Source organism: Fructilactobacillus sp. X3R2C1 (assembly GCF_059901235.1).
Genome location: NZ_JBWXVA010000004.1, coordinates 21,540 through 43,298, shown reverse-complemented (window position 1 = coordinate 43,298; position 21,759 = coordinate 21,540). Strand labels below are relative to the sequence as shown.

The window sequence follows — 21,759 nt, the reverse complement described above, 5'->3', positions numbered from 1 at the left end:
ATTGATTAGTTTAGAGGTATTCATGTAATGAAGAAGAAAAGACGTTGGCACTTTTTAAGGTCCATTCATTTTAAGATTGCGTTAGTTTTCGCCTTAATGATGATCATTACCTTGGAAGTAGTGGGTGCCGTTTTTGTGCGTCAACTCGAGTACCAAAATTTGAATACGTTTAAGGACTCCATCCAACTGAAGCCCTACGTTAATACATCCCTTAAAAAGCAGTTAGCCAAAAAGAACCAAACCAAGGCTAATAAGCAGATTCAGACGATCCTTGAAGACGTTGATACCAACAATTCTGATGATATTCTGGTGGTGGATTCCAGGGGAAACATCCGTGGAACCAATCAGAGTAGCGACCAGTCGTTAGTGGGGCAAAAGACCACCGACAATGACATCAAGAACGCTTTAAATAACGGTAAAACCATCGAGAAAAACACATACAGTGATGGGAACCGTTACTACACCATGATTACACCCTTGATTAACAGTCAGGGCAACGAAAACAACATGGAAGGGGTCGTCTACGTTCGGGCTAATCTGAATCCGGTTTACCAAAACATCAACAGTATCACCTTAATCTACCTGTTTGCGGCGATCGTCGCCATCATCTTGGGCTTGCTTCTAACGTTCATTATTTCTCGGGCCATTACGAAGCCAATCGACGCAATGAAGAAGCAGACGGAACAGATTGCTCGCGGTAATTATTCGGGGCACGTTAAGGTCTACGGAAATGACGAGTTGGGTCAACTAGCGAAGGCCGTCAATAACCTGTCAGTACGGGTGGAAGAGTCTCAGGAGTCAACCGAGTCAGAGCGAAGGCGTCTGGATTCGGTCTTAGATAACATGACCGACGGTGTGGTTGCCACGGATCGTCGCGGAAACGTCATCATCATCAACGATGAGGCGCTTAGTTTTCTAGGCGTTAGTAAGCAACAGGTCATCGGTAAGTCCATCCTAGATGTTTTGCATTTACGCGACCGGTTCACCCTTAAAAACTTGATTGAAGACCCAGGACAGGTCAACTTGGACTTTTCTGATCACGACCATAAGCTGATTTTATCAGCTCATTTTTCGTTGATTCAGCGTGAATCCGGCTTTATTAATGGGCTTGTTTGCGTGTTCCATGACATCACCTTGCAACAAAAGATTGATGACGATCGAAAGCAGTTTGTATCCAATGTTTCACACGAACTACGAACGCCCTTAACCAGTGTGCATTCCTACATTGAAGCCTTGCAGGACGGCGCTTGGAAGGATAAAAAGTTGGCACCCAAATTTTTGAAGGTCACTCAGGACGAGACCGACCGAATGATTCGAATGATTAACGACCTTTTGACACTATCGCGGATGGATTCTGGGACCCAGAAGTATGATACGGAACTAGTTAACATCAACAAGCTCTTTAACTACATCTTGGATCGTTTTGACATGATCATTAAGACCGATGACGATCCGAAAAAGAAGAATTATTCCATTAAACGAGACTTTACTAAGCAGGATCTGTGGGCTGACATCGATACCGACCGTTTTACCCAGGTCATTGATAACATTATGAATAATGCGATCAAATATTCACCAGACGGTGGCGTCATTACCTGTCGGCTGTACGAACAGAACAACCGCATCATCATGAGTATTTCTGATCAGGGATTAGGAATGCCACGAAAAGCCATTAAACATATTTTCGATCGTTTCTATCGAGTCGATAAAGCTCGTTCACGGGCTCAAGGTGGAAGTGGACTTGGGCTCGCAATCTCTAAGGAAATTGTGGAAGCCTTTGGCGGCCATATTTGGGTCGATAGTATTGAAGGAAAGGGTTCAACGTTCTATATTTCACTACCAAACGAACCAGTCGAGGAGGATCTTTGGGATGAAGGAGAAGCTTAAACCTTATATTTTACCGGTTTCACTGTGTATTGCCGTACTAGTCAGTTTGGTGCTCATCGTGGCACTACTGGTCAATCCAGCTCGCTTTGGGAGTCGAATGCATCAGGATAAATCAGCTACGCTTAAAAGCGAAGTTTCTTCGAAGAATCGTTATGATATCTATTCTCCCACCGAGGTTATTACTACCACTAGGAGTGGGAAACAGAAGTCGCTCACAAGTGAGACCACGAGTTTGACCGGTGAAATCGTCAAAAACATTAAGACCTATCAGGTCAAGTCAATCAAAGAGGTCTCAAAGGATAACCAAAAGCGGTATATCGATACCCTTAACTCTGAAAATTCGCTGATGTTGAATTATGGTGGCGAAGTTCCAGTTAATTTGTTAAGTAAGATTTTTAATCACAAGGTGAAAAAGAATGATTTCAACGTTGATCGCATGGTCATTCCACTAAACGACAGTACCCACTTTTACCTGTTGGGCGATGACGGTTACCACGTGTACCAGGTCACCACTAAAAAGCGGAACTTAGCCAAGTTACAGAACATTCTTACTACGAAAGTTCAAAGTGTGGACGTTCAGATGCGGACGTTAAACGATCGCCCGTTTCTCTTCTACCCAAGCCAGGTCAAGATGCGTAATTACGGGTATTTACTCGCAGAACAGTCCCAGACGGCTTACATTAATCGGGTACTAGGTAATACGACGGATACCAGCGTTAAGCACCGAAAGAAGAGTACGACCTACAGTAGTCGGGACCAGTCATTAAACTTTGACAATGAGGACAACGTTATTTATCAGGACTACCAGCAAAGTAAGCGGGGCCACAGTTACGAGGAAGTGTTGAACTCGGCTTATCGCTACGCTACTAAGCTGGGAATTCCACTGGATAATGCTCGTTTTGACAGCTATAATCCGGTCAAAAACACCGTCACCTACCGAACGTTTGTTGAGGGTTATCCCGTCTTCAATCAGAAGCGACTGGGAACGTGTTCGTTTAAGATGGGAAATGGTGGAGCCAATCGTTATGAATTTTCACTTTTAAGTTTTCAAATCCCAATTCCAACGAACGCCGAAAGTACTACCCTTCCAAGTACTGGAACAATCTTAAACCAACTATCCGCTCAGGGAATTGACATGAAGAAGGTCAGATCCATCACCCTTGGTTACCAAGTTGTTCCCGAAAAGAACAATAAGCAGTTAATCACCTTGCAGCCATCATGGTTCGTTAATTACGACGGCACCTGGATTAACTCCCAGTTAATTGGCAATGGTACCGGAAAGGAGAGCTTCTAATGAATTTTAAGCGAATTCAAGAGATCTTCTTGCTGGCTTTCATTATTTTGGACGTCTTTTTGGTCCTAATGATTGTTCAAAACCAAAACATGCAGTCTGAGAACACGAGTCAAAACAGTGCGAACTCCACCATTATCAAAGAGATGCGCAGGGATGAAATTTCCGTTGGGAAGCTCTCTAATAAGCGCTCTAACGGTTACTACATTTCTGCTTCTAATGATGGTAATCTTGCAAATGAGATGGGTAACTTGAAAAATCAGGACGCGCGCTTTGAAAACGGAGCGGTCGTAAGTACGTTGCGGACGCCAATTGACATTGATAATCGGAACCCACAGAACACACTGGATCCACTCATGAAAAGAAAGAGTTTTGTGATTAACGGTGAGGATTATGAGTACGACCAAAACCAGTCCAATTCAAGTAAGATTGTCTACATTCAGAAGGCGCTGACGAGTAATTTGATGGACAATAATGCCAGAATCATCTTCTATTTAGATGACGACGGGAATATTAAGAGTTATACGCAAACGGCGCTTAATAACATCAAGATTTTACACGAGAGTTCTGAGACCATTTCGGAAGAACGGGCACTGATCTGGCTCTACCAGTACAATGAGATTCCCAACAACTCCAGGGTGCTTTGGACCAGAAGATCATACACTAAATTGTTAAACATTAATAATAATGGGGTCTATATCCCTACTTGGGTCATTGCCATCCAGACCCGCAACTCCAAGGACGTTTCCATAAGGCGGATTAACGCCTTCACTGGGTCGGTCTTAAAGACCGAAAACGTTCAGGAGAACTTTAAAAATAAAATCACAAGTGGGACAGAAGATAATTAGAAAGCTGGGAATAAGTTGAGCAAAGATCCGATGAAAATCAGTGTATTGTCGAGCGGAAGTGGCGGCAACGTTACTTATATTGAGACGAACCAGCACAAGGTCTTACTTGATGCCGGACTGTCGGGCAAAAAGATTGAGAACCTCATGAATTCAATTGGACGAAGTTTGACCGACGTTGATAAGTTATTTGTGACCCACGAACATACCGATCATGCCAAATCAGTGGGAATCTTGGCGCGTAAGTATGACATGCAGGTCTACGCGAACGAGAAGACCTGGAACGCGATGGGTAACAAGATCGGAAAATTTCCTGAGGAACAAAAGTTTATTTTTGATCCCGATACCACTAAGTCATTTGGGGACCTGGACGTTGAAAGTTTCAGTGTGTCCCATGATGCTGCCGACGCCCAGTTCTACAATTTTCACGACGGCGATAAGAGTTTTGTGGTGTTGACTGATACGGGCTACGTCTCTGATCACATTGAAGGGGTCATAAGAGACGCCAACGCTTACGTTTTAGAGTGTAATCATGACGTGGAAATGCTGAGAAACGGCGACTATTCGTGGCCAACCAAGCAACGCATCATGAGTGATGAGGGTCATTTGTCAAATGAAGACGGGGCGGACGCCATGATGAAAATCATCGGACGTGACACCAAGAACATCTTCATCGGGCACCGCAGTCATCATAACAACATGAAGTCTTTGGCTCATCTCACCGTCGCTTCCATGCTTGAAAACGAAGACTTTGGGGTTGGTCATGACTTCAATTTGTTTGACACCGATGTCGAAAAACCATCCGATTTAATAACTCTTTGAGAATAATTGATACTTTTTTAAAAACTATTTGATAGAATAATATTAAATGGGGTGTAAATATGAAGAGAACACATCCGCTACTAACAGTTGCCATCGTGGCACTAGTAGCCGGTCTATTGGGCGGTGGAATTGCCTATGGTGGGATTTCGTGGTATAACGGCGGAATGTCTCTAGGAACTCAATCCGTCCCTGCGGGTTCCAATCGTGGTGGAACCGCAAAAGTTGAGAATGTAAGGGTAAATGCCTCTAATCAGGCGGAAAAAGTCTTTAAGGACAACAAGGATACCGTCGTTTCGGTCATTAACACCGAGAAGACCAAGTCCAGTGACTCTGATCCACTTCAGGGTATGTTTGGTGGCGTGTTCGGAGGAAATGGTGGAGACAATGGCGGTCAAGACCAAAAGGATCAGCAACAGATTAGTGAGGGTTCTGGAGTTGTCTACAATAAGGATAACGGCTCAGCGTACATTGTGACCAACAATCACGTGGTGTCTGGTTCGTCCAACCTGGAAGTTATCTTGAGTAACGGCCAGAAGAAGGAAGCTAAGCTAATTGGCCATGATGCCGTAACCGACCTTGCCGTTCTTAAGATTAACGGCGATGGTGTCAATAAGGTGGCTAACTTCGGTAATTCTGACGACATCAAGGTGGGTCAAACCGCCCTTGCAATCGGATCACCACTTGGTTCTGAGTACGCTTCGTCTCTGACTGAGGGAATCATTTCCGCAAAGAAGCGGGAAGTTCCGCAGGCTAGCACTGAGAATGGGCAACAGAATGCCAGTGCTGGTGACGCAACGGTTATTCAGACCGATGCCGCCATTAATCCCGGAAACTCAGGTGGCCCACTCCTAAATAGTGCCGGACAGGTCGTTGGGATTAACTCCATGAAACTGTCGAAGGATAGTTCCGGTACCAGTGTTGAAGGGATGGGTTTTGCCATTCCAAGTAACGAGGTCGTACGGATTATCAACCAGCTCATTAAGAACGGAAAGGTAATTCGTCCCGAACTAGGCATTAAGTACGTGGACCTAGCTAATATCTCGGTTAAGCAGCAGAAATCGATTTTAAAGCTCCCTTCAAACGTTACCAACGGAGTTGTGGTGATGGACGTTAGGGGTGGCTCACCAGCCGCTAATGCGGGTCTCAAGAAAAATGACGTAATTACCAAGTTGGCTGGAAAAGACATTACCAATCAGGGTAAGTTGCGTGACATCCTGTATGAGCATAACGTTGGCGACAAGATTTCCGTTACCTATTATCATAATGGACAAATGAAAACGTCTGAGATTACGCTAGATCAGCAAGCAAAACAGCAGTAATTTAAAAAATGTTCGTCGTAGAGTAGATGCGGCGAACATTTTTTGTTTGAAAAGAGTGAACTGACATTCGGATAGCTTAATGCGATAATTGAAGCAATTGTCCGTCTGAGGCCTGAATTTTAGTTGTGATGATTGTAACGATACTTATGAATTCCGTGATAGAGGGATTGACGGTAAACTCCGAACAAAATTGGTTTAAAAAAAATTAATAATCAGAAAATACGTGGTTGGAAATGTCAAGTGGTAAAAGTCTGTGTATAACTTTGGGGATAAACTCATTGTGAAAACACAAAAGCTGTAATTTAGGCTTTAGATGATAGTGGAAAAGTATCAAGAAGTTATCCACAGGCAGTGTGCATAAGTTTATGTAACAAAATTTTATTAAAAAAAGAACGCGATAAACGTTGATATCACAACAACGAAAATTGCGTTAACGAACATATGTCTTGTTTATTTCTGTGGATAAATAAAAATGTTGTTGACAAAATCGAAATATTAACAGGTCTTTAAATTCTCCAGAAACGTGATAGTTTGTGAAGGTACCTGTGGATAACTTTGTGGATAGTCTGTTTAAAGGAGTCGACTTATGAACATTAAATTGGTGGTAGTTGGAAAATTGAAGGAAAAATACTTCAAAGACGGAATTAATGAGTATGTCAAACGACTTTCTCGTTTTTGCAAGTTTAAGATTGTTCAGGTTCCCGACGAAAAGGCGCCTGAGAACCTTAGTCAAGCGGAAATGGACGTGGTGATGGAGCAAGAAGGAGCACGAATTTTGGCTAAAATTAAGGACCGTGAGTATGTGATTGCTTTGGCAATTCAAGGCGATGAACTGACCTCTGAAGCCTTTGCGAAGAAAATCAAGGATCTCGCAACGTACGGTCACTCGGACATTACCTTTGTGATTGGTGGGTCGTTGGGACTTGCTCCTAAGGTCTTGAAGCGGGCTAACTTTGAACTGTCATTTGGTCGTTTTACGCTACCGCACCAGCTGATGCGCTTGGTGTTAACCGAACAAATATATCGGGCTTTCATGATTAATAGCGGGAGTCCGTACCATAAATAGGAAACAGGCTGATTAGCTTTTTTATTATTTTATTTGTAAAATATGGATATTTGCTTCAATTACACGTACACGCCGAAAGGATGTCATTAATAATGAAAATTTTAAATTCGCATCGGATGCTGCGTTTTCTGGTTCAAGTTCTAATTACCGCTATTGGAACGGCGATTATCGCTTTGGGAATGACCCTGATGCGAAAGGAAAACCTCGGAATGGACGCCTTTACCGCGTTAAGTGTCGGATTATCGCATCATTTACCGCTTGGCTTGGGTAACATCCAGTTCATCGACTACATGATTCTGTTAGTCATCGTGCTGATTTTGGATTACCATCAGATTGGCTTTGGGACTTTGATTAACATGCTGGTGGGTTACGGGGTTCAGTATTTCACGCTCTGGTTCGGTGCCTACTTGGTGTTCGATAACTTTTGGTTGAAATTGTTGTTTGCTGTCCTTGGATTCCTGATATTCACGGTAGGAATTGCCGTGTACATGTCGGCCAAGTTCGGGGTGTCCTCGTATGACGCGATTGCTCCCATTTTCTCTCAAAGATTGCACATGCCGTACTGGTCAGTGCGGGTGATTCAGGATGTGCTTTTCATGTTTTTGGCGTTTCTCGTCTCTGGTCCAATTGGAATTATGACGGTCATCATTTCGTTGTGTTCGGGTCCATTTGTGGAACTCTGGGGCAGACACCTCCATCTGATTAAATAAAAAACGGTCCGCTGGATTTTTCCAACGGACCGTTTAGTTTAACTAATTTTTATTATCATTTGGGTCAACGCTGCAGCTTCCGCCTTCACAGTTAGCACCCTTTTGCTGGTCATCATCGCCACCAACCATTTCAATTGGTTGAAAGCTAGCCCAAGCCTTGTCTAAAGCAGACTTGAAGACTTTTACTGGTTGAGCACCTGAAACGGCGTACTTCTTGTTGAAGATGTAGAACGGAACCCCGTTAATTCCAACTTGTTGAGCGGCGGCTTCGTCAGCTCTGACGTCGTCTTTGAATTTGTCACTATCGATGACAGATTTGACTTCGTCTTGATTTAAACCAACGCTCATGGCAAGATCAACTAAAACGGAGTTGTCGTCAACGTTTAGACCGTCGGCGAAGTAAGCCTCGAATAACTTGTCCATCAGTTCGGATTCTTTGCCCTTGGTTCCCGCAAAGTGAAGCAAGCGGTGTGCTTTTAAAGTATTAACCACCTTAATCTTTCCGGTATCCATCTTTAAACCAGCTTCGTTTGCCAGTTCGGTGATGGTTGATAGAAACTCAGAAACTTTTTCCTTTGACATTCCCTTTTCCTTACTCATATGGTCAGCCATGGTTTCTGGTTCACCAGATGCGTTTGGATCAAGTTCAAAACTATTGTAATGAACCTCAACGTCGTCCTTATGGTCAAAATCACTTAGTGCGGACTTGAAGTGGGCTCGTCCGATGTAACAGAACGGACATGCAATATCGGACCAAACTTGGACTTCCATTTTTTTCGTCATTTTAGTACCTCCTACAAATTATCTACTAACTAAAGTATAGTGTTCAACTGAATCAATCACAATCATCTTGCTTAAGAATCACTTATCAATGGCGTTGCTTGTTCCAAGTAACTTATCATTTTTGATTTGTTTTGGATCTTGGTTTTGTTCAGTGGTTTGCTTACTATCACTGTTTTTTGCTTCATTTGGAGTGTTTTGATTTTTATTCTCGGCATGATCCGATGACTTCTTGTCAGAATCGCCACGGACTGATTTGAGAATCTTATTAAGCCAATTCTTCATGTTACTTCCCCCTCATCTACTTCTCACCTTATTATAGTATAGTGAGTTTTGATTGTAATGAAAGTTAACTAATTTATAAAGAATTGTGATAGGCCAACTACGAAGCGGGCTTTTTGCTTGCTTTTGTTTCGGAAATTAAATAGAATTAAAGTACGTATTAACTTACTTTTTGTGAGTAAAGGGAGAGAGATTAAATGAAAACAGTTGACGTAATTTTAGGTAGTGCCCGATCCAATTCTAGTGGTGCCGGAATTTTTAACTTTTTAAAGAAGAACGCAAAAGAACTTGAGTCTGATAACGAGGTCAAGTTGAACTTTATTGACATTGGTGATTTAGACTTACCAATCTTCAATGAACCACTCCCACCAATGGGTGATCCTGACCGGAAACTAACGGGGGCCCCCAAGAAGTGGATTGATAACATCAAGGCTGGAGACGGTTATCTATTTATTGAACCAGTCTATGACAACGGTCTTTCTGGCGCGTTTAAGAACGCCCTTGATTACATCGGCTTTGAAACGGCTGACAAGCCTGCCCGAATTGTTTCGTATTCTAGCAGTGCCTTGTCTGGTCAAGCTTCAGCTTTAGGCATTCTTCCCACTTTATCCATGTTGGGAATGGTAATGTTGCCACACATGACCATGATTGGTCACATTGATGATAACTTTGAAAAGGATGGCAATTTTGTAAGTAATGCGCCATCAGAAGAGTACTATTCCAAACAGTTAAAGGATGCCGTAGGTGACATTGCTTCTTACACCAAGCTTTTAGGTAATTAGGTCTATAAGTAAATACGCAAAAGGAGCACTTCATTTTTTTGAAGTGCTCCTTTTTTTTATTGAAAAATCATCTGCAGGACGATCAGGATAATCGAGATCAAGAAGACCGCTGTGATTATGTACTTGAAGAGTTTGTTAATCTTATTACTTCCCTCGGGGAAGAGCCACAAGATTAAGATTAAAAGGACGTTTAGGCCAATTCCTACCCAAGGATTGGGATGAAAAAAGGTTAAGACCATCAGTAACACCAAAATCACTAGTTCAAGTAGTTCCTTAAAGACTGTCAATTCAAGTAACCTCCCTTCTGTTTTACTAAAAACACCAAATCCGAGTAGACGTGGAGGTCTCTCAATAGATTTGGTGCACAGGTATGTTTTTAAAATGGCAAAAGAGATTGATTGGTACTTCTCATTACCGAACTAATTATACCATTGCGTTAAAACAAAAGCGAGATTATTTTTAATTATTTTAGATGGTTGACAAGCACTAGCGATTAAGGCTGATTTAAAGGGGCTAAGTATCAACTAATAATGGATTATCATTAATCAGTACATTCAACAAAGTTAATTAATTAAGAGCCAAGTTATATTACGTTCGAGGATTTTTCTGGTGCGACGATTGTTAAACATGTAACTATTAAAAAGTTAGTTAAAATTTGGCAAAAACGTTTAGATTTCCCATTGTATCAACACATATCCACTTTTACAAATTATCAACCTTTGAATGATTTGACAAAATTTGTGAAACAGTTATCATTATTGACGTACGACTAGGAAACTTTTTCTAGTCGGTTAAAATGCTTGTTATAAATTGCGAAACCCCGTACGATATGGGTGGTTAAATCGTTTAACCATAAGCATGAATAACAATCTTAAGGAGGATTATTATGAAATCTGCAATTGAAGTGAACTCTGAAATTGGGCAGCTGAAGTCTGTCTTAATGCACAGGCCCGGAAAAGAGATTGAAAATGTCATTCCGGATACCATGAAGCAGATGTTGTTTGATGACATCCCGTATCAAAAAATCGCTGACAAAGAGCACGATTATTTCACCAATCTACTCCGTGATCATGGAGTGGAGGTTGTGTACATCGAGGATTTGTTGGAAGACATCTTAAAAAAGGATGACGTAAGGGATGATTTTGAGTCAACTTACCTAAATGAACACTACTACACGGGTAGTTCGGCAGAGGACATCAAACGCTACTTTGAGAGTCTCTCGATTCACGACTTGGTCAGTACGATTTATGCCGGCCTAAGACGAGATAAAATTCATTTTACTCACCCAAGTTTGCACGACGTGGCCGGGACGAACGCTTTTGATCCCTTCCTACTGGATCCACTACCAAATGCGTACTTTACCAGGGATCCGCAAGCTTCGATGGGATCTGGTTTAACGATTAACCACATGACTTTTGAGGCGCGGCGTCCGGAGTCACTCATCACGGAGTACGTGATGAAGTATCATCCACGGTTTGCCGGAAAAGTTGACGTTTGGCTGGACCGCTATAATGATGCTCGGATTGAGGGTGGTGACGAACTCGTTTTAAACGATCACGTCATGGCAATTGGTTGCTCGCAACGAACCTCAACTCGTTCGATTGAAAAACTGGCTCACAAACTTTTTGAAGATCCGAAGTCACATTTTGACACAATCGTGGCGGTTCAAATTCCGCATAACCATGCCATGATGCATCTAGATACGGTCTTCACCATGGTCAACTACGACCAATTTACCGTATATCCAGGGATCATGAACGGTGGTAAGATGAATATTAACATCCTTCATCCCGGAAAAAACAATACCATCAACATGGAACATCGTGAAAGTCTGCCGGATACACTCAAGGAAGTTCTTGGATTATCTGAGATTGACATGATGGAGACCGGTAATGGTGACCCAGTTGCCGCTCCACGTGAACAGTGGAACGATGGGTCAAATAACCTGGCAATTGCCCCTGGGGAAGTGGTCACATACGATCGCAACACGGTCACGATTGATGTGATGCGGAAACACGGTATTACCGTTTACGAGATTTTGTCTTCAGAACTATCGCGTGGCCGTGGTGGAGCTCGTTGTATGTCACAACCAATCATTCGTGAACCACTTGATAAAAATAATTAGAGGGGGAGCAAATTAAATGAGTACATTACTAGAGGAATTAAAATCAATGCAGGGACGTTCTTTTTTAAAGGAGTCTGATTTTACACCAGCCCAGATTGAAGCTTTGATTGATTTTGCCATTAACTTGAAAAACGAACACAAGAAGTATGGCAAGGTGACCAAGTATTTACACGACAAGGACCTGGTGCTCTTGTTTCAAAAGACTTCGACCAGAACCAGACTTTCGTTTGAACTTGGTGGTGACGACTTAGGTGGAAACACGGCCTACATTGATCCAACCTCAAGTCAGTTCGGCAAAAAGGAATCGGTGGAAGACTCCGCGCGAGTCTTTGGCGAACTGGCTGACGGAATTGAGTACCGGGGCTTTGAACAATCCGACATGGAAATCATGGCCAAGTACTCGGGAGTTCCCGTTTGGAACGGTCTTTCAAACGAGTGGCATCCCACTCAAATGATTGCTGACTTCATGACCGTGAAGGAAAACTTCGGTCACTTAAAGGGGCTCACGTTGACCTTTGTTGGTGACGGACGAAATAACGTGGCTAATTCTTTACTAGTGACTGGTTCGATGCTGGGTGTGAACGTTCACATCGTTGCTCCAGACGAACTGCACCCTGAAAAAGCGGTGGTCGACTTAGCGGAAAAGTACGCTAAGCAATCTGGGGCCCACTTCATGATTACCTCTGATATCGACAAAGGGGTCAAAGGATCTAACATCATCTACACCGACGTCTGGGTGTCAATGGGTGAAAACAACTGGCAACAACGAATTGACCAACTACTACCATACCAAGTCAACATGGACTTAATGAAGAAGACGGGCACCCCTGACGATGAATTGATTTTCATGCACTGTCTGCCAGCCTTTCATGACGGCAACACCACCACTGCTAAAGAGGCAGTTAAAAAATACAAGGGCCTAAACAGTCCCGAAATGGAAGTAACCGACGAGGTCTTTAGAAGTCCTTACGGGCGCCAGTTCGTTGAAGCTGGCAACCGCAAGCACTCAATCATGGCAATTATGGCCGCCACTTTAGGCGACTTAAGTATGTACAACGAAAATTAAATTTTACTAAAGCATAAATAGGATTATCAATGATACAATCATGTCCTAAATTAGGATTTGAGAGGATTGCGTAAATTATATGGGAAATAAAAAGGGAGTTTCATTATTTGGATTAATCATGCTGGTCATTAGTTCCGCGATTGGCGCTGGAATTTATAATGCCAGTGAACAGATTGCGGCAGCGGCCACTCCGGGACCCGCGCTCGTTGCGTGGATTATTACTGGAGTCGGAATTTTTGCACTAGCAATGAGTTTGAAGTCTCTAAGTGAGGATAAACCAGAACTGACTGGAATTTCCGATTTTGCCAGAGATGGATTTGGTGATTTTGCTGGATTTCTATCGGGCTGGGGATACTGGCTATCGGCATGGCTTGGTAACATTGCGTTTGCCACCATGATGATGTCAGCGATCGGTTATTTCTTTCCGGTTTTTCGATCAGGCAACTCAATTCAAGCGGTAATCATTGCGTCGGTATTCACGTGGCTACTCACGTGGTTAGTAACGATGGGGATTGAGAACGCGGCTTTCATCAATACCATTATCACCGTAATAAAAATAATTCCCTTGGTTGCTTTCGCAATCTTAGGAATTGTCTTATTCAAAGCTAACGTTTTCACCGCCCACTTCTGGGCTAATTTTAGTACTAACTTCACGTATAGTCCGGCGACGGCAATGGGGGTATTTGATCAAGTCAAGGGCTGTATCATCACCACCATGTGGATCTTCATCGGGATTGAAGGAGCCACGATGATGGCAGGACGCGCTAAGAAGCGTTCTGATGCGGCCAAGGCGACCATTATTGGCACCATCTCACTCTTGATCATCAACATCGTGATTGCGATGCTACCATATGGTTACTTACCCCAAGCCAAACTAGCTAAGTTGAGTAACCCGGCCCTAACCTACGTTGTTAAAGATATGATTGGACCAATAGGTGCAGCTTTTGTCAGTATCTCACTTATAATCACCATGGTCGGTGCCCTCCTGTCATGGACCATGCTTCCGGTTGAAGCGACGTCACAACTAGCTGATCAGAAGCTACTACCCCGGTGGTTCGGTTACTTAAACAAGCACAATTCACCTTCACACTCATTGTGGTTAACTCAGATTTTGGTACAAATTGTTTTGATTTCGTTACTATTTACCGATCAGGCGTACAACCTGGCAATTTCGTTGTGTACGGCAGCGATTGTGATTTGTTACGCGCTGGTTGGTGCCGATCAAATTAAGGCTGGGCTGCAGGCTCATTCGGTCAAGAAAATGATGCCGGGCATCCTAGCTCTATTGTTTGAAGTTGTCGGAATCGCAGTGGCGGGACTACAATTCTTGTGGTTATGCTCAATTGCATACGTTCTAGGCTTTGGTTTCTACATCAAGGCAATCAAGAATCAAGGACGTAAAATCACACCCTTTGAATGGATCATGATGGCATTGATAACGATTGCTGCCATTGGGGCGGTCATTGCTCTATTTATGGGAAAGATAGGAGTGTCGTAAATGAAGAGAATCGTGATAGCTCTAGGTGGCAATGCGATTTTAACCGATGATCCAACTGCGAAAGGGCAAAGAGAAGCTTTAAAAAAAACCACGAAAAAAATCGTGAAGTTCGTGCGTAATTCGACTGAGAACCTTCAGTTAGTGATTACCCACGGCAATGGCCCGCAAGTTGGAAACTTGTTACTCCAAGAACTAAACGGTAGCACGAAGGAAAATCCGCCAATGCCACTTGACGTGGTTGGAGCGATGACTCAAGGTGAGTTAGGACTGTGGATTGGGGATGCCCTTTCAGACAATGATATGACTAGTTCAACCATTGTCACGCGGGTATTAGTCAATCCCAATGATCCAGCGTTTAAGGATCCAACCAAGCCCATCGGTCCGTTTTACGCGGACGTTAATTCCGTCTTAATGAAACATCCGGACTGGAAATTTGCCGAAGATGCCGGTCGCGGATTCAGGCGGGTCGTTCCATCGCCTCATCCCATCAGCATTTTAGAGGCGAAGCAAATTAGCACCCTGGTTGACAGTGGGTTCACTGTCATTGCTGGTGGTGGTGGCGGCGTTCCGGTCGTCATGACCGATGACGGGGACGTCGAAGGCGTGGAAGCCGTGATTGATAAAGACTTTACGGCTTCACTAATCGGCCAAATGGTGAACGCCGACCAGTTAATTATCCTGACGGGCATTGACCAGGCGGCCATTAATTTCGGACGGCCTAATCAAAGAGAACTGGGACACGTGTCGCTTGACGAACTGGACATGTATCTAAAACAAGGTCAGTTTGGTAAGGGTTCAATGGAACCCAAGATTCAAGCGGCGATGCAGTTTGTGAAAAACACCGGCAAGGAAGCCGTGATTACGTCATTAGATAACGTTGCCGATTTTGAGGAAAATGGTCAAGCAACGATCATTAAAAAATAACGACTGAAGAAATCACCCGATGACTATGAACTAGTCTTTGGGTGATTTTTAGTTGTTATTAAGTGGTCCGCGGGACTATAACCATTTTTCCAATTTGATATTAGCATTTAAGAACGAAATGTCAAAGATTATTCTTATCTAGTTAGAGGTAATCCAATGTCATGATTAGTCTTTAAAACAAAAAGTTCCCTTGCAACTATCAAAAATAGTTGCAAGGGAACTTCATGGTACTTGTGGGTCATAACCATCAAATAGAAAGGAGTAGTGCATCTTGTTTGAAAACTACCGCCTACGCGGTACAAACATAGTATATCATACATGATAAAAATGTCTATCTTTATTTATTTTATGTGATTGAACGGTGGCACGATTAACGCTGGCTTTAACATAAACTTCACATGCATATCGCTATTAACGTTTAGTTGAATTTGTTATGCTTTAGACGTATATAGGAGGTTTCAATTATGAAGATTATGATTATTGGTGGAACCGGAAGAGTCGGTTCTGACCTAGTAAAACAATTTCAAAAAAACACTGACGATTCGGTTACCATTGCGGCTCGTCATCCTGAAGAAGTCAAGTTTGTGGACACCGTTGAGGAACGTCCCAAAATTAACACCATGAAGTTTAGCATCGTCGACATGAGTGTTAACGAAATGGCCGACGCAATGAAGGGCTTTGATGCCATCTACTTCACCGCTGGATCCGGTGGACACAACGTGGTCCTAGTTGACAGTTACGGAGCCATCAAGACCATGCAGGCCGCCGAAAAAGCCGGCGTCAAACGTTACATCATGCTCAGTTCAGCCTTTGCGCTTCAACCAGACCAGTGGGAGGGAAAGAAACACTACGCCAAGTTGCAGGACTACCAGGCTGCTAAGTTCATGGCCGACCACTGGCTAATTCACGATACTGACCTGAACTACACCATTTTACAACCGGGATCCTTGCTTGAGACTCCTGGAACCGGCGAAGTAACCTTTAATGATGAACAACCTGGTTCGAACTCAATCAACGACGTTTCGCAAGTCTTGTTTGACGTTTTAGATAACCAGCATGCTTTTGATAAAGTCATCGTCATGCACAGTGGCGACATGAGTATCGAAACCGCACTTAACAATTTAAAATAGTTAGGGAGAATTAAGATGGCTGTTAAAGATAAAGTAGTTGTAATTACGGGAGCTTCTAGTGGAATTGGTGAAGCGACCGCCAAGTTGTTGGCAAAAAACGGCGCCAAGGTCGTGCTGGGTGCTAGAAGAGAGGACCGCTTACGTGCGATTCAGGAAGATATCGAAGCTGATGGTGGCGTGGCTGCCGTTCAGAAGACCGATGTCACCAAACTCGATGAGGTTAGAAACCTGGCGTCCGCTGCGGTTGACCAGTTTGGTCGCATCGACGTTTGGATGAACAATGCGGGTGTGATGCCCCAATCACCACTGATTAAGGGTGACGTCAAAGGTTGGAATCTCATGATTGACGTCAATATCAGGGGTGTTTTATACGGGATTACTGCTTCCCTTGATACGATGCGTGGTCAAGGTGGTGGCCAGTACATCAACACCGCTTCGGTGGCGGCTCACACTTCTGGAATTAACAGTGGGGTGTACAGTGCCACAAAGGCGGCCGTTAAGATGATTAGTGATTCATTACGAGAAGAAGAAGCCAAGGCCAAGTCTGGCATTCGGGTTACCATGATTTCACCCGGTGCGGTAGCTACGGAATTGCCTAATCACATTACCGATCCAGACATCAAGAAGCAGTTTGAGTCATACGATTTGACGCCTCTTAGTCCCAAACGGATTGCGCAATCCATCCTGTACGCCATTGACATGCCAAAGGATGCCTCTGTCAACGAAATCGTGATTCGACCAACCGATCAGATTTAGGACTGACGCATATGAAATTAGATGTATCGAAGCACGTCTTAAGGGATGGTTCGTTTTTAATCATCGCCATCCTGTCAATCATGCAGTTTGCGCGCTACGTCTACACCCAGGAGTATCTGCGTTCGGCTAAATACCTGGTGCTGTTTTTGATTACCGTTTTAATGTACGGACTAGTTCCAGATCAAGTCCTGCAGTCGATTGTCAATCTGATTATGATTGGGCTGCTCCTGATTTTTACGTGGTACGACGAACGCATTGATAAACGACGAGAAAAGAAATAAATTAATTAGACTAGTTGTTGGTTTTAACCGATAATTAGTCTTTTTTTACGGGAAAATTAACCAATCCGTGAACCATTTCCGCGATGAAGGTTGAAATTGTTAATGTTTAATACTATTATTATAAAAAACAGGTTGTTCGAATTTTGTTATCTGATAATATCCGAACATTGCATATAAAATGGAGGAGAAAGTTCGATGAATTACTATCTAATCATTAACATCATTGGGGTCGCCGTGTTCCTCGGAATTGCCTTTTTGTTTTCCAAGGATCACAAGCACGTCAACTGGCGATCGGTTATCGTCGTTTTAGTCTTAAACCTCGTCATCGCGTTTCTCCTTACTCGCTTTAGTTGGGGTCGAGATGCCGTCAAGGGGGCCGCTGAAGGATTCAACTGGATCGTGCAGGTTGCTTACACTGGGATTGCCTTTGCGCTGCCAAACTGGGTTCACGTCAAACAGATGAACTTTGTGACTTCAGCACTGCTTCCAATCTTAATGATTGTTCCGTTATTTGATATCCTTACATACTTTGGGATCTTGCCATTTATCATTAAATGGATCGGAATTGCGTTATCAAAGGTCACGGGACAACCAAAGTTCGAATCATTTTACGCCGTTGAAATGATGTTCCTTGGAAACACGGAAGCCCTAGCCGTTTCTAGTCTGCAACTCAAGAAATTATCCAGTGAACGACTCTTGACGGTTGCCATGATGTCGATGTCGTGTATCACCGCTGCGATCGTTGGTTCTTACACCCAGATGATTCCGGGTCAATACGTTTTAACCGCAATCCCACTTAACATCTTGAACGCCATCATCGTGACTTCACTACTGAACCCCGTTCACGTTACGCCTGAAGAAGACACAATTGCGACGATGACGGAACCCTCAGAGCAGGTTGCTGAAGAGACGGTTGCTGACAAGCCGGAAAAACCCAAGAAAGAACCGTTCTTCTCATTTTTGGGTGACTCAATCTTAGGTGCCGGTAAACTGGTATTAATCATCGCTGCTAACGTCATTGCCTTCGTGGCCCTTGCTAACTTAATTAGTAAGTTACTAGGACTCATTAATCCTTGGTTGTCACTTCAACACTTACTTGGAATCGTAATGTTCCCATTTGCATGGCTGATGGGGATGGACGTTAACCACGCATTCCAGTTTGCTCAATACATGGGCACCAAGTTAGTGACCAACGAATTTGTGGTCATGGGTGCCATCGCTCCCCATATTAACAACTTACACATCTTCCCAGCTCACTATCAAGCCCAACTCTGTGTCTTTTTAACTTCCTTTGCCAACTTCAGTACCGTTGGCATGGTCATTGGATGTCTGAAGGGCTTAGTCAGCCGTGAAAAGAACGACGTTATTTCCAGAAACGTTGGATACTTAATCCTATCCGGAATCTTGGTATCACTACTCTCGGCCGGAATTGTCGGGCTATTCGTTTGGTAATTATTAAATAAAATTCATGACACTTCTGATTGAATTCAGAGGTGTTTTTTGTTGTCTAGCTATAAATACGTAAGTTTAGCGAAACTTAATTTTAGTATGATACACTGAACGTAAATAATTAGGGGATGAGAATTTGAAACGAATCCATCCAAAGCTAAAGATTCGTTGGCTCGCCATCGTCTTGGTGCTAATCTCGGGAATCGTCGCCGTGACCTTCACCCATTTCGACGCACCAATGTACAAACAGACGGTGGCTCGAGTCGTAAACGTGCACAACTATGGTCGCACTAGTCAAACTGATGAATTTAAGAATCATGATTACCAAGAGAATCAGAAACTGACGCTGAAAGTTTTAAACGGGGAGTACAAGGGCAAGACGATTACCGCCAACAACCAGTATTCTGGTGCCGGGGCGACCGACATGAAATATCATGCCGGCCAACAGGTCTTTATCCACGTCGCCAACAAGAACTTAAAGCCTTCGTCGATTCTGATCAACGGTTTTAAGCGGGACACCGCGGTCGTCTTCTTAATCTGGCTGACGATAATGCTGTTGCTGGTGATTCTGAAGTTTAGTGGCTCCATGGCGCTTTTAAGTATTATCATCAACGCCGTCCTGTTCTTTTTGGCGGTCTCAATTGACGTGGGGACGAGCTTCAATCCGTTCATCTTGTTTGCCATCTTGTCGGTCATTTTCACGATTGTCACCGCCATCCTGATTTTTGGGGTGTCAAAGGAGACGGTCGTGACGATTTCGTCCACGATTCTAGGGACCGCGGTCGCGATTCTGATTGCGTTCATTGTCCTGTCGGTCACGCACGAGCGGGGCATGAACTTTGAGATGATGGACTACGTGACCCAAAAACGACTGCCAATCTACTTCGTTGGTTGTATGATTGGGTCACTAGGAGCCATCATGGACCTCTCAGCCGATATTACGTCCAGCCTGTTTGCGGTTTACGAGGAAGACCATAGTCTCTCATTCTTGAAGCTCTTAAAGAACGGGCAAAACATCGGGCGGTCAATCATGGGACCGCTGATTAACGTTTTGTTCCTCATCTTCGTGGCTGGCACTTTTCCGATGATGGTGCTGTTTTTAAGAAACGGCAATAGCTGGGGCTACTCGTTCTCAATGATTATGTCACTTGGAATCATTCAAAGTTTGATTAGCGCAATTGGAATCACACTGACGGTGCCGATTACCAGCCTGATTGCGAGTGCACTTTGTGAAATGAAGGTGATTAAATGAGTACCATGACCGTCTTATTAATCATTCTCTTTTTCGCAATGCTGCTGGCAGGTGGCTCCAAAGGTTTCGTGGCCTTTATTGGTCTTTTGTGTAACTTTGGTTTGGTCTTCATGTCCGTCGTTTTGATTGCGTTTGGCATTCCGTACCTCTGGGTCACACTGGTTAACGCCGTCATCATTCTGGTCATCACGATTTACTTCGGTAATGAGCAAGGACGAAACGCCGACGTAGCGTTTGTGACCTCGTTAATCGTGGTGGCAATCGTAATTGCATTGATCATTCCAGTGGAACATTGGGCGCAGGTGCAAGGCTTTGGACCCGAAAATACCGAAGATTTGGAAGGAATGTCGCTCTTAATTGGCGTGAAATTCCTAAACGTTTCGTGCGCAATGACGATTCTGAGTTGTTTGGGAGCGGTGGCCGAAGCTGCTGTTGCGATGGCCACCGGTTTAGTTGAGATTCAGGACCACAACATCAAGATTTCTGATAAGGACTTCAGTTATATCGGGGTTTCGATTGGAAAAGAAATTGTTGGAACGGCCTTTAACACCCTGTTCTTTAGTTTCTACGGGGAGCTAGTTGGTTTGTTCATCTGGTTTGCGCGCCTGCACTACAGTATCGGTATGGTCATGAACGACAAGATTTTTGCGTCAGAATTGATCATGACGTTGATTTCGGCAATTGGAGTGGTATTGACCATTCCCGTGACCATCGCGGTGATGCTGTATCTGAAACATCGCAAGTTGAAGAAAGCTAACAAAGCATAATATGCAAAAGGATCCTCACACATGTGAGGATCCTTTTAATTTGAAAAGTTATATTTTTATCGATAAATAATGATAAAATGATAAGATGAAGTTAGCTAGAGTTTAATGCGTAGTATATTTAGGAGGTAATCTTTATGTATAAATATTTTAAGATAACTTCAAATGCTGCTAAAAATCTTAAATATGCTTCACTTCATTTATTGGCACCATTTATGAAAGAAGTAAAAGTCTTTATAGCAATCTTTCCGAATCAAAATCAATTTCAGACGATTGGAAAAAAGTTGGAAATGATATTAGAAAGGGAATTTTGAAGTATGACCGATCAGTTCCCAAGTGATTTGTGAACTTTATCCTTTACAACTCGCGATTTCTGTGGTTAAATTAATGCAAAATAAGAAAGGGATGAAACCAAATGACAATGATTACTACGAACTATCAAAATACTTGCTGTTGCTGTACTTGTTACATGTAGGTCAGCGTTCGTAGTTTTAGATGCGGGTGTTGATCAAACGCCTGTATCTAAGTGTAGTAATTTTTGTGCTCAGTTAGATACAACATTTTGTTAGTCTAACTGAGATTGGTGAATTCCAACTCAATCGAATATACTAATCTACTCTATTTACGTGGAGAAAAAGGATCAGTTAGGCTAACTTTATGGATAGTCTAACTGATTTTTTTAATTGTTTCGTTTAACGAGGTTTTGGCAGAACTAGGATTACTTAGTTGA

Annotated in this window: 22 protein-coding genes; 19 read left to right on the top strand and 3 right to left on the bottom strand. The window is 43.2% G+C overall.

The window, feature by feature from the left end; translation table 11 throughout:
* Positions 1-27 precede the first annotated feature (27 nt).
* From walK to AC6UDB_RS04960, 7 genes are all read left to right on the top strand, one after another.
* A complete protein-coding gene (walK, locus tag AC6UDB_RS04990) occupies positions 28-1,887 on the top strand; it encodes a cell wall metabolism sensor histidine kinase WalK (protein WP_500694192.1) in 1,860 nt (619 codons plus the stop codon).
* Entirely contained in the window at positions 1,871-3,181 is a 1,311-nt protein-coding gene (locus AC6UDB_RS04985) for a YycH family regulatory protein (RefSeq protein ID WP_500696263.1), read from the top strand. The genes walK and AC6UDB_RS04985 overlap by 17 nt, the downstream gene beginning before the upstream one ends.
* A complete protein-coding gene (locus tag AC6UDB_RS04980; protein ID WP_500694190.1) occupies positions 3,181-4,026 on the top strand; it encodes a two-component system regulatory protein YycI in 846 nt (281 codons plus the stop codon). The genes AC6UDB_RS04985 and AC6UDB_RS04980 overlap by 1 nt, the downstream gene beginning before the upstream one ends.
* Positions 4,027-4,056: 30 nt before the next feature.
* Positions 4,057-4,845 carry an MBL fold metallo-hydrolase gene (locus tag AC6UDB_RS04975; protein ID WP_500701423.1) on the top strand — a complete coding sequence of 263 codons (789 nt, stop codon included), beginning with the start codon at positions 4,057-4,059 and terminating at the stop codon, positions 4,843-4,845.
* Positions 4,846-4,904: 59 nt separating this feature from the next.
* On the top strand, positions 4,905-6,164 hold the full coding sequence (locus AC6UDB_RS04970; RefSeq protein WP_500706088.1) for a S1C family serine protease: 1,260 nt from the start codon (positions 4,905-4,907) through the stop codon (positions 6,162-6,164).
* A gap of 586 nt (positions 6,165-6,750) precedes the next feature.
* Positions 6,751-7,230 (top strand): 23S rRNA (pseudouridine(1915)-N(3))-methyltransferase RlmH, encoded by a 480-nt coding sequence (gene rlmH / locus AC6UDB_RS04965; protein WP_500709313.1) that lies wholly within the window; start codon positions 6,751-6,753, stop codon positions 7,228-7,230.
* Positions 7,231-7,322: 92 nt separating this feature from the next.
* On the top strand, positions 7,323-7,940 hold the full coding sequence (locus AC6UDB_RS04960; protein ID WP_500707991.1) for a YczE/YyaS/YitT family protein: 618 nt from the start codon (positions 7,323-7,325) through the stop codon (positions 7,938-7,940).
* Between the two features lie 42 nt (positions 7,941-7,982).
* On the opposite strand, the gene AC6UDB_RS04955 is transcribed toward AC6UDB_RS04960, so the two are convergent.
* Together AC6UDB_RS04955 and AC6UDB_RS04950 are read right to left on the bottom strand one after the other, a co-directional pair.
* Positions 7,983-8,723: a DsbA family oxidoreductase gene (locus AC6UDB_RS04955; protein WP_500709312.1), complete on the bottom strand. Its 741-nt coding sequence runs from the start codon at positions 8,721-8,723 to the stop codon at positions 7,983-7,985.
* A gap of 78 nt (positions 8,724-8,801) precedes the next feature.
* Positions 8,802-9,005 carry a hypothetical protein gene (locus AC6UDB_RS04950; protein WP_500709311.1) on the bottom strand — a complete coding sequence of 68 codons (204 nt, stop codon included), beginning with the start codon at positions 9,003-9,005 and terminating at the stop codon, positions 8,802-8,804.
* Positions 9,006-9,199: 194 nt separating this feature from the next.
* Here AC6UDB_RS04950 and AC6UDB_RS04945 point away from each other — a divergent pair, with 194 nt between their 5' ends.
* Positions 9,200-9,784, top strand: a complete 585-nt coding sequence (locus tag AC6UDB_RS04945) for an NADPH-dependent FMN reductase (RefSeq protein WP_500695964.1) — start codon at positions 9,200-9,202, stop codon at positions 9,782-9,784.
* Positions 9,785-9,840: 56 nt separating this feature from the next.
* Here AC6UDB_RS04945 and AC6UDB_RS04940 read toward each other — a convergent pair whose 3' ends face one another.
* Positions 9,841-10,071 carry a hypothetical protein gene (locus AC6UDB_RS04940; RefSeq protein WP_500694182.1) on the bottom strand — a complete coding sequence of 77 codons (231 nt, stop codon included), beginning with the start codon at positions 10,069-10,071 and terminating at the stop codon, positions 9,841-9,843.
* Between the two features lie 599 nt (positions 10,072-10,670).
* Here AC6UDB_RS04940 and AC6UDB_RS04935 point away from each other — a divergent pair.
* The 11 genes from AC6UDB_RS04935 to AC6UDB_RS04885 all read left to right on the top strand — a co-directional run bounded on the left by AC6UDB_RS04935 (position 10,671) and on the right by AC6UDB_RS04885 (position 21,343).
* Complete coding sequence (locus tag AC6UDB_RS04935) at positions 10,671-11,909, top strand: arginine deiminase (protein ID WP_500709310.1); 1,239 nt, start codon at positions 10,671-10,673, stop codon at positions 11,907-11,909.
* A gap of 16 nt (positions 11,910-11,925) precedes the next feature.
* Complete coding sequence (argF, locus tag AC6UDB_RS04930; protein ID WP_500701418.1) at positions 11,926-12,975, top strand: ornithine carbamoyltransferase; 1,050 nt, start codon at positions 11,926-11,928, stop codon at positions 12,973-12,975.
* Positions 12,976-13,054: 79 nt separating this feature from the next.
* Positions 13,055-14,473 (top strand): basic amino acid/polyamine antiporter, encoded by a 1,419-nt coding sequence (locus AC6UDB_RS04925; protein ID WP_500699689.1) that lies wholly within the window; start codon positions 13,055-13,057, stop codon positions 14,471-14,473.
* Entirely contained in the window at positions 14,474-15,397 is a 924-nt protein-coding gene (gene arcC / locus AC6UDB_RS04920) for a carbamate kinase (RefSeq protein WP_500709309.1), read from the top strand.
* Between the two features lie 464 nt (positions 15,398-15,861).
* The gene (locus tag AC6UDB_RS04915) at positions 15,862-16,527 is read left to right on the top strand and encodes an SDR family oxidoreductase (RefSeq protein ID WP_500709308.1); all 666 of its coding nucleotides are present in this window, start codon (positions 15,862-15,864) and stop codon (positions 16,525-16,527) included.
* Between the two features lie 15 nt (positions 16,528-16,542).
* Positions 16,543-17,283: an SDR family oxidoreductase gene (locus tag AC6UDB_RS04910; protein WP_500709307.1), complete on the top strand. Its 741-nt coding sequence runs from the start codon at positions 16,543-16,545 to the stop codon at positions 17,281-17,283.
* Between the two features lie 11 nt (positions 17,284-17,294).
* Entirely contained in the window at positions 17,295-17,564 is a 270-nt protein-coding gene (locus AC6UDB_RS04905; RefSeq protein ID WP_500695971.1) for a hypothetical protein, read from the top strand.
* Positions 17,565-17,759: 195 nt separating this feature from the next.
* On the top strand, positions 17,760-19,016 hold the full coding sequence (locus AC6UDB_RS04900; protein WP_500695972.1) for a NupC/NupG family nucleoside CNT transporter: 1,257 nt from the start codon (positions 17,760-17,762) through the stop codon (positions 19,014-19,016).
* Positions 19,017-19,149: 133 nt separating this feature from the next.
* Positions 19,150-20,265 carry a YibE/F family protein gene (locus tag AC6UDB_RS04895; protein WP_500709306.1) on the top strand — a complete coding sequence of 372 codons (1,116 nt, stop codon included), beginning with the start codon at positions 19,150-19,152 and terminating at the stop codon, positions 20,263-20,265.
* The gene (locus AC6UDB_RS04890) at positions 20,262-21,032 is read left to right on the top strand and encodes a YibE/F family protein (protein ID WP_500699683.1); all 771 of its coding nucleotides are present in this window, start codon (positions 20,262-20,264) and stop codon (positions 21,030-21,032) included. The genes AC6UDB_RS04895 and AC6UDB_RS04890 overlap by 4 nt, the downstream gene beginning before the upstream one ends.
* Before the next feature lie 134 nt (positions 21,033-21,166).
* Positions 21,167-21,343 (top strand): hypothetical protein, encoded by a 177-nt coding sequence (locus AC6UDB_RS04885; RefSeq protein ID WP_500709305.1) that lies wholly within the window; start codon positions 21,167-21,169, stop codon positions 21,341-21,343.
* Positions 21,344-21,759 lie beyond the last annotated feature (416 nt).

Coding starts and splice junctions, on each gene's coding strand:
- walK (WP_500694192.1), top strand. CDS start 28: ATGAAGAAGAAAAGACGTTGGCACTTTTTAAGGTCCATTCATTTTAAG.
- AC6UDB_RS04985 (WP_500696263.1), top strand. CDS start 1,871: ATGAAGGAGAAGCTTAAACCTTATATTTTACCGGTTTCACTGTGTATT.
- AC6UDB_RS04980 (WP_500694190.1), top strand. CDS start 3,181: ATGAATTTTAAGCGAATTCAAGAGATCTTCTTGCTGGCTTTCATTATT.
- AC6UDB_RS04975 (WP_500701423.1), top strand. CDS start 4,057: ATGAAAATCAGTGTATTGTCGAGCGGAAGTGGCGGCAACGTTACTTAT.
- AC6UDB_RS04970 (WP_500706088.1), top strand. CDS start 4,905: ATGAAGAGAACACATCCGCTACTAACAGTTGCCATCGTGGCACTAGTA.
- rlmH (WP_500709313.1), top strand. CDS start 6,751: ATGAACATTAAATTGGTGGTAGTTGGAAAATTGAAGGAAAAATACTTC.
- AC6UDB_RS04960 (WP_500707991.1), top strand. CDS start 7,323: ATGAAAATTTTAAATTCGCATCGGATGCTGCGTTTTCTGGTTCAAGTT.
- AC6UDB_RS04955 (WP_500709312.1), bottom strand. CDS start 8,723: ATGACGAAAAAAATGGAAGTCCAAGTTTGGTCCGATATTGCATGTCCG.
- AC6UDB_RS04950 (WP_500709311.1), bottom strand. CDS start 9,005: ATGAAGAATTGGCTTAATAAGATTCTCAAATCAGTCCGTGGCGATTCT.
- AC6UDB_RS04945 (WP_500695964.1), top strand. CDS start 9,200: ATGAAAACAGTTGACGTAATTTTAGGTAGTGCCCGATCCAATTCTAGT.
- AC6UDB_RS04935 (WP_500709310.1), top strand. CDS start 10,671: ATGAAATCTGCAATTGAAGTGAACTCTGAAATTGGGCAGCTGAAGTCT.
- argF (WP_500701418.1), top strand. CDS start 11,926: ATGAGTACATTACTAGAGGAATTAAAATCAATGCAGGGACGTTCTTTT.
- AC6UDB_RS04925 (WP_500699689.1), top strand. CDS start 13,055: ATGGGAAATAAAAAGGGAGTTTCATTATTTGGATTAATCATGCTGGTC.
- arcC (WP_500709309.1), top strand. CDS start 14,474: ATGAAGAGAATCGTGATAGCTCTAGGTGGCAATGCGATTTTAACCGAT.
- AC6UDB_RS04915 (WP_500709308.1), top strand. CDS start 15,862: ATGAAGATTATGATTATTGGTGGAACCGGAAGAGTCGGTTCTGACCTA.
- AC6UDB_RS04910 (WP_500709307.1), top strand. CDS start 16,543: ATGGCTGTTAAAGATAAAGTAGTTGTAATTACGGGAGCTTCTAGTGGA.
- AC6UDB_RS04905 (WP_500695971.1), top strand. CDS start 17,295: ATGAAATTAGATGTATCGAAGCACGTCTTAAGGGATGGTTCGTTTTTA.
- AC6UDB_RS04900 (WP_500695972.1), top strand. CDS start 17,760: ATGAATTACTATCTAATCATTAACATCATTGGGGTCGCCGTGTTCCTC.
- AC6UDB_RS04890 (WP_500699683.1), top strand. CDS start 20,262: ATGAGTACCATGACCGTCTTATTAATCATTCTCTTTTTCGCAATGCTG.
- AC6UDB_RS04885 (WP_500709305.1), top strand. CDS start 21,167: ATGTATAAATATTTTAAGATAACTTCAAATGCTGCTAAAAATCTTAAA.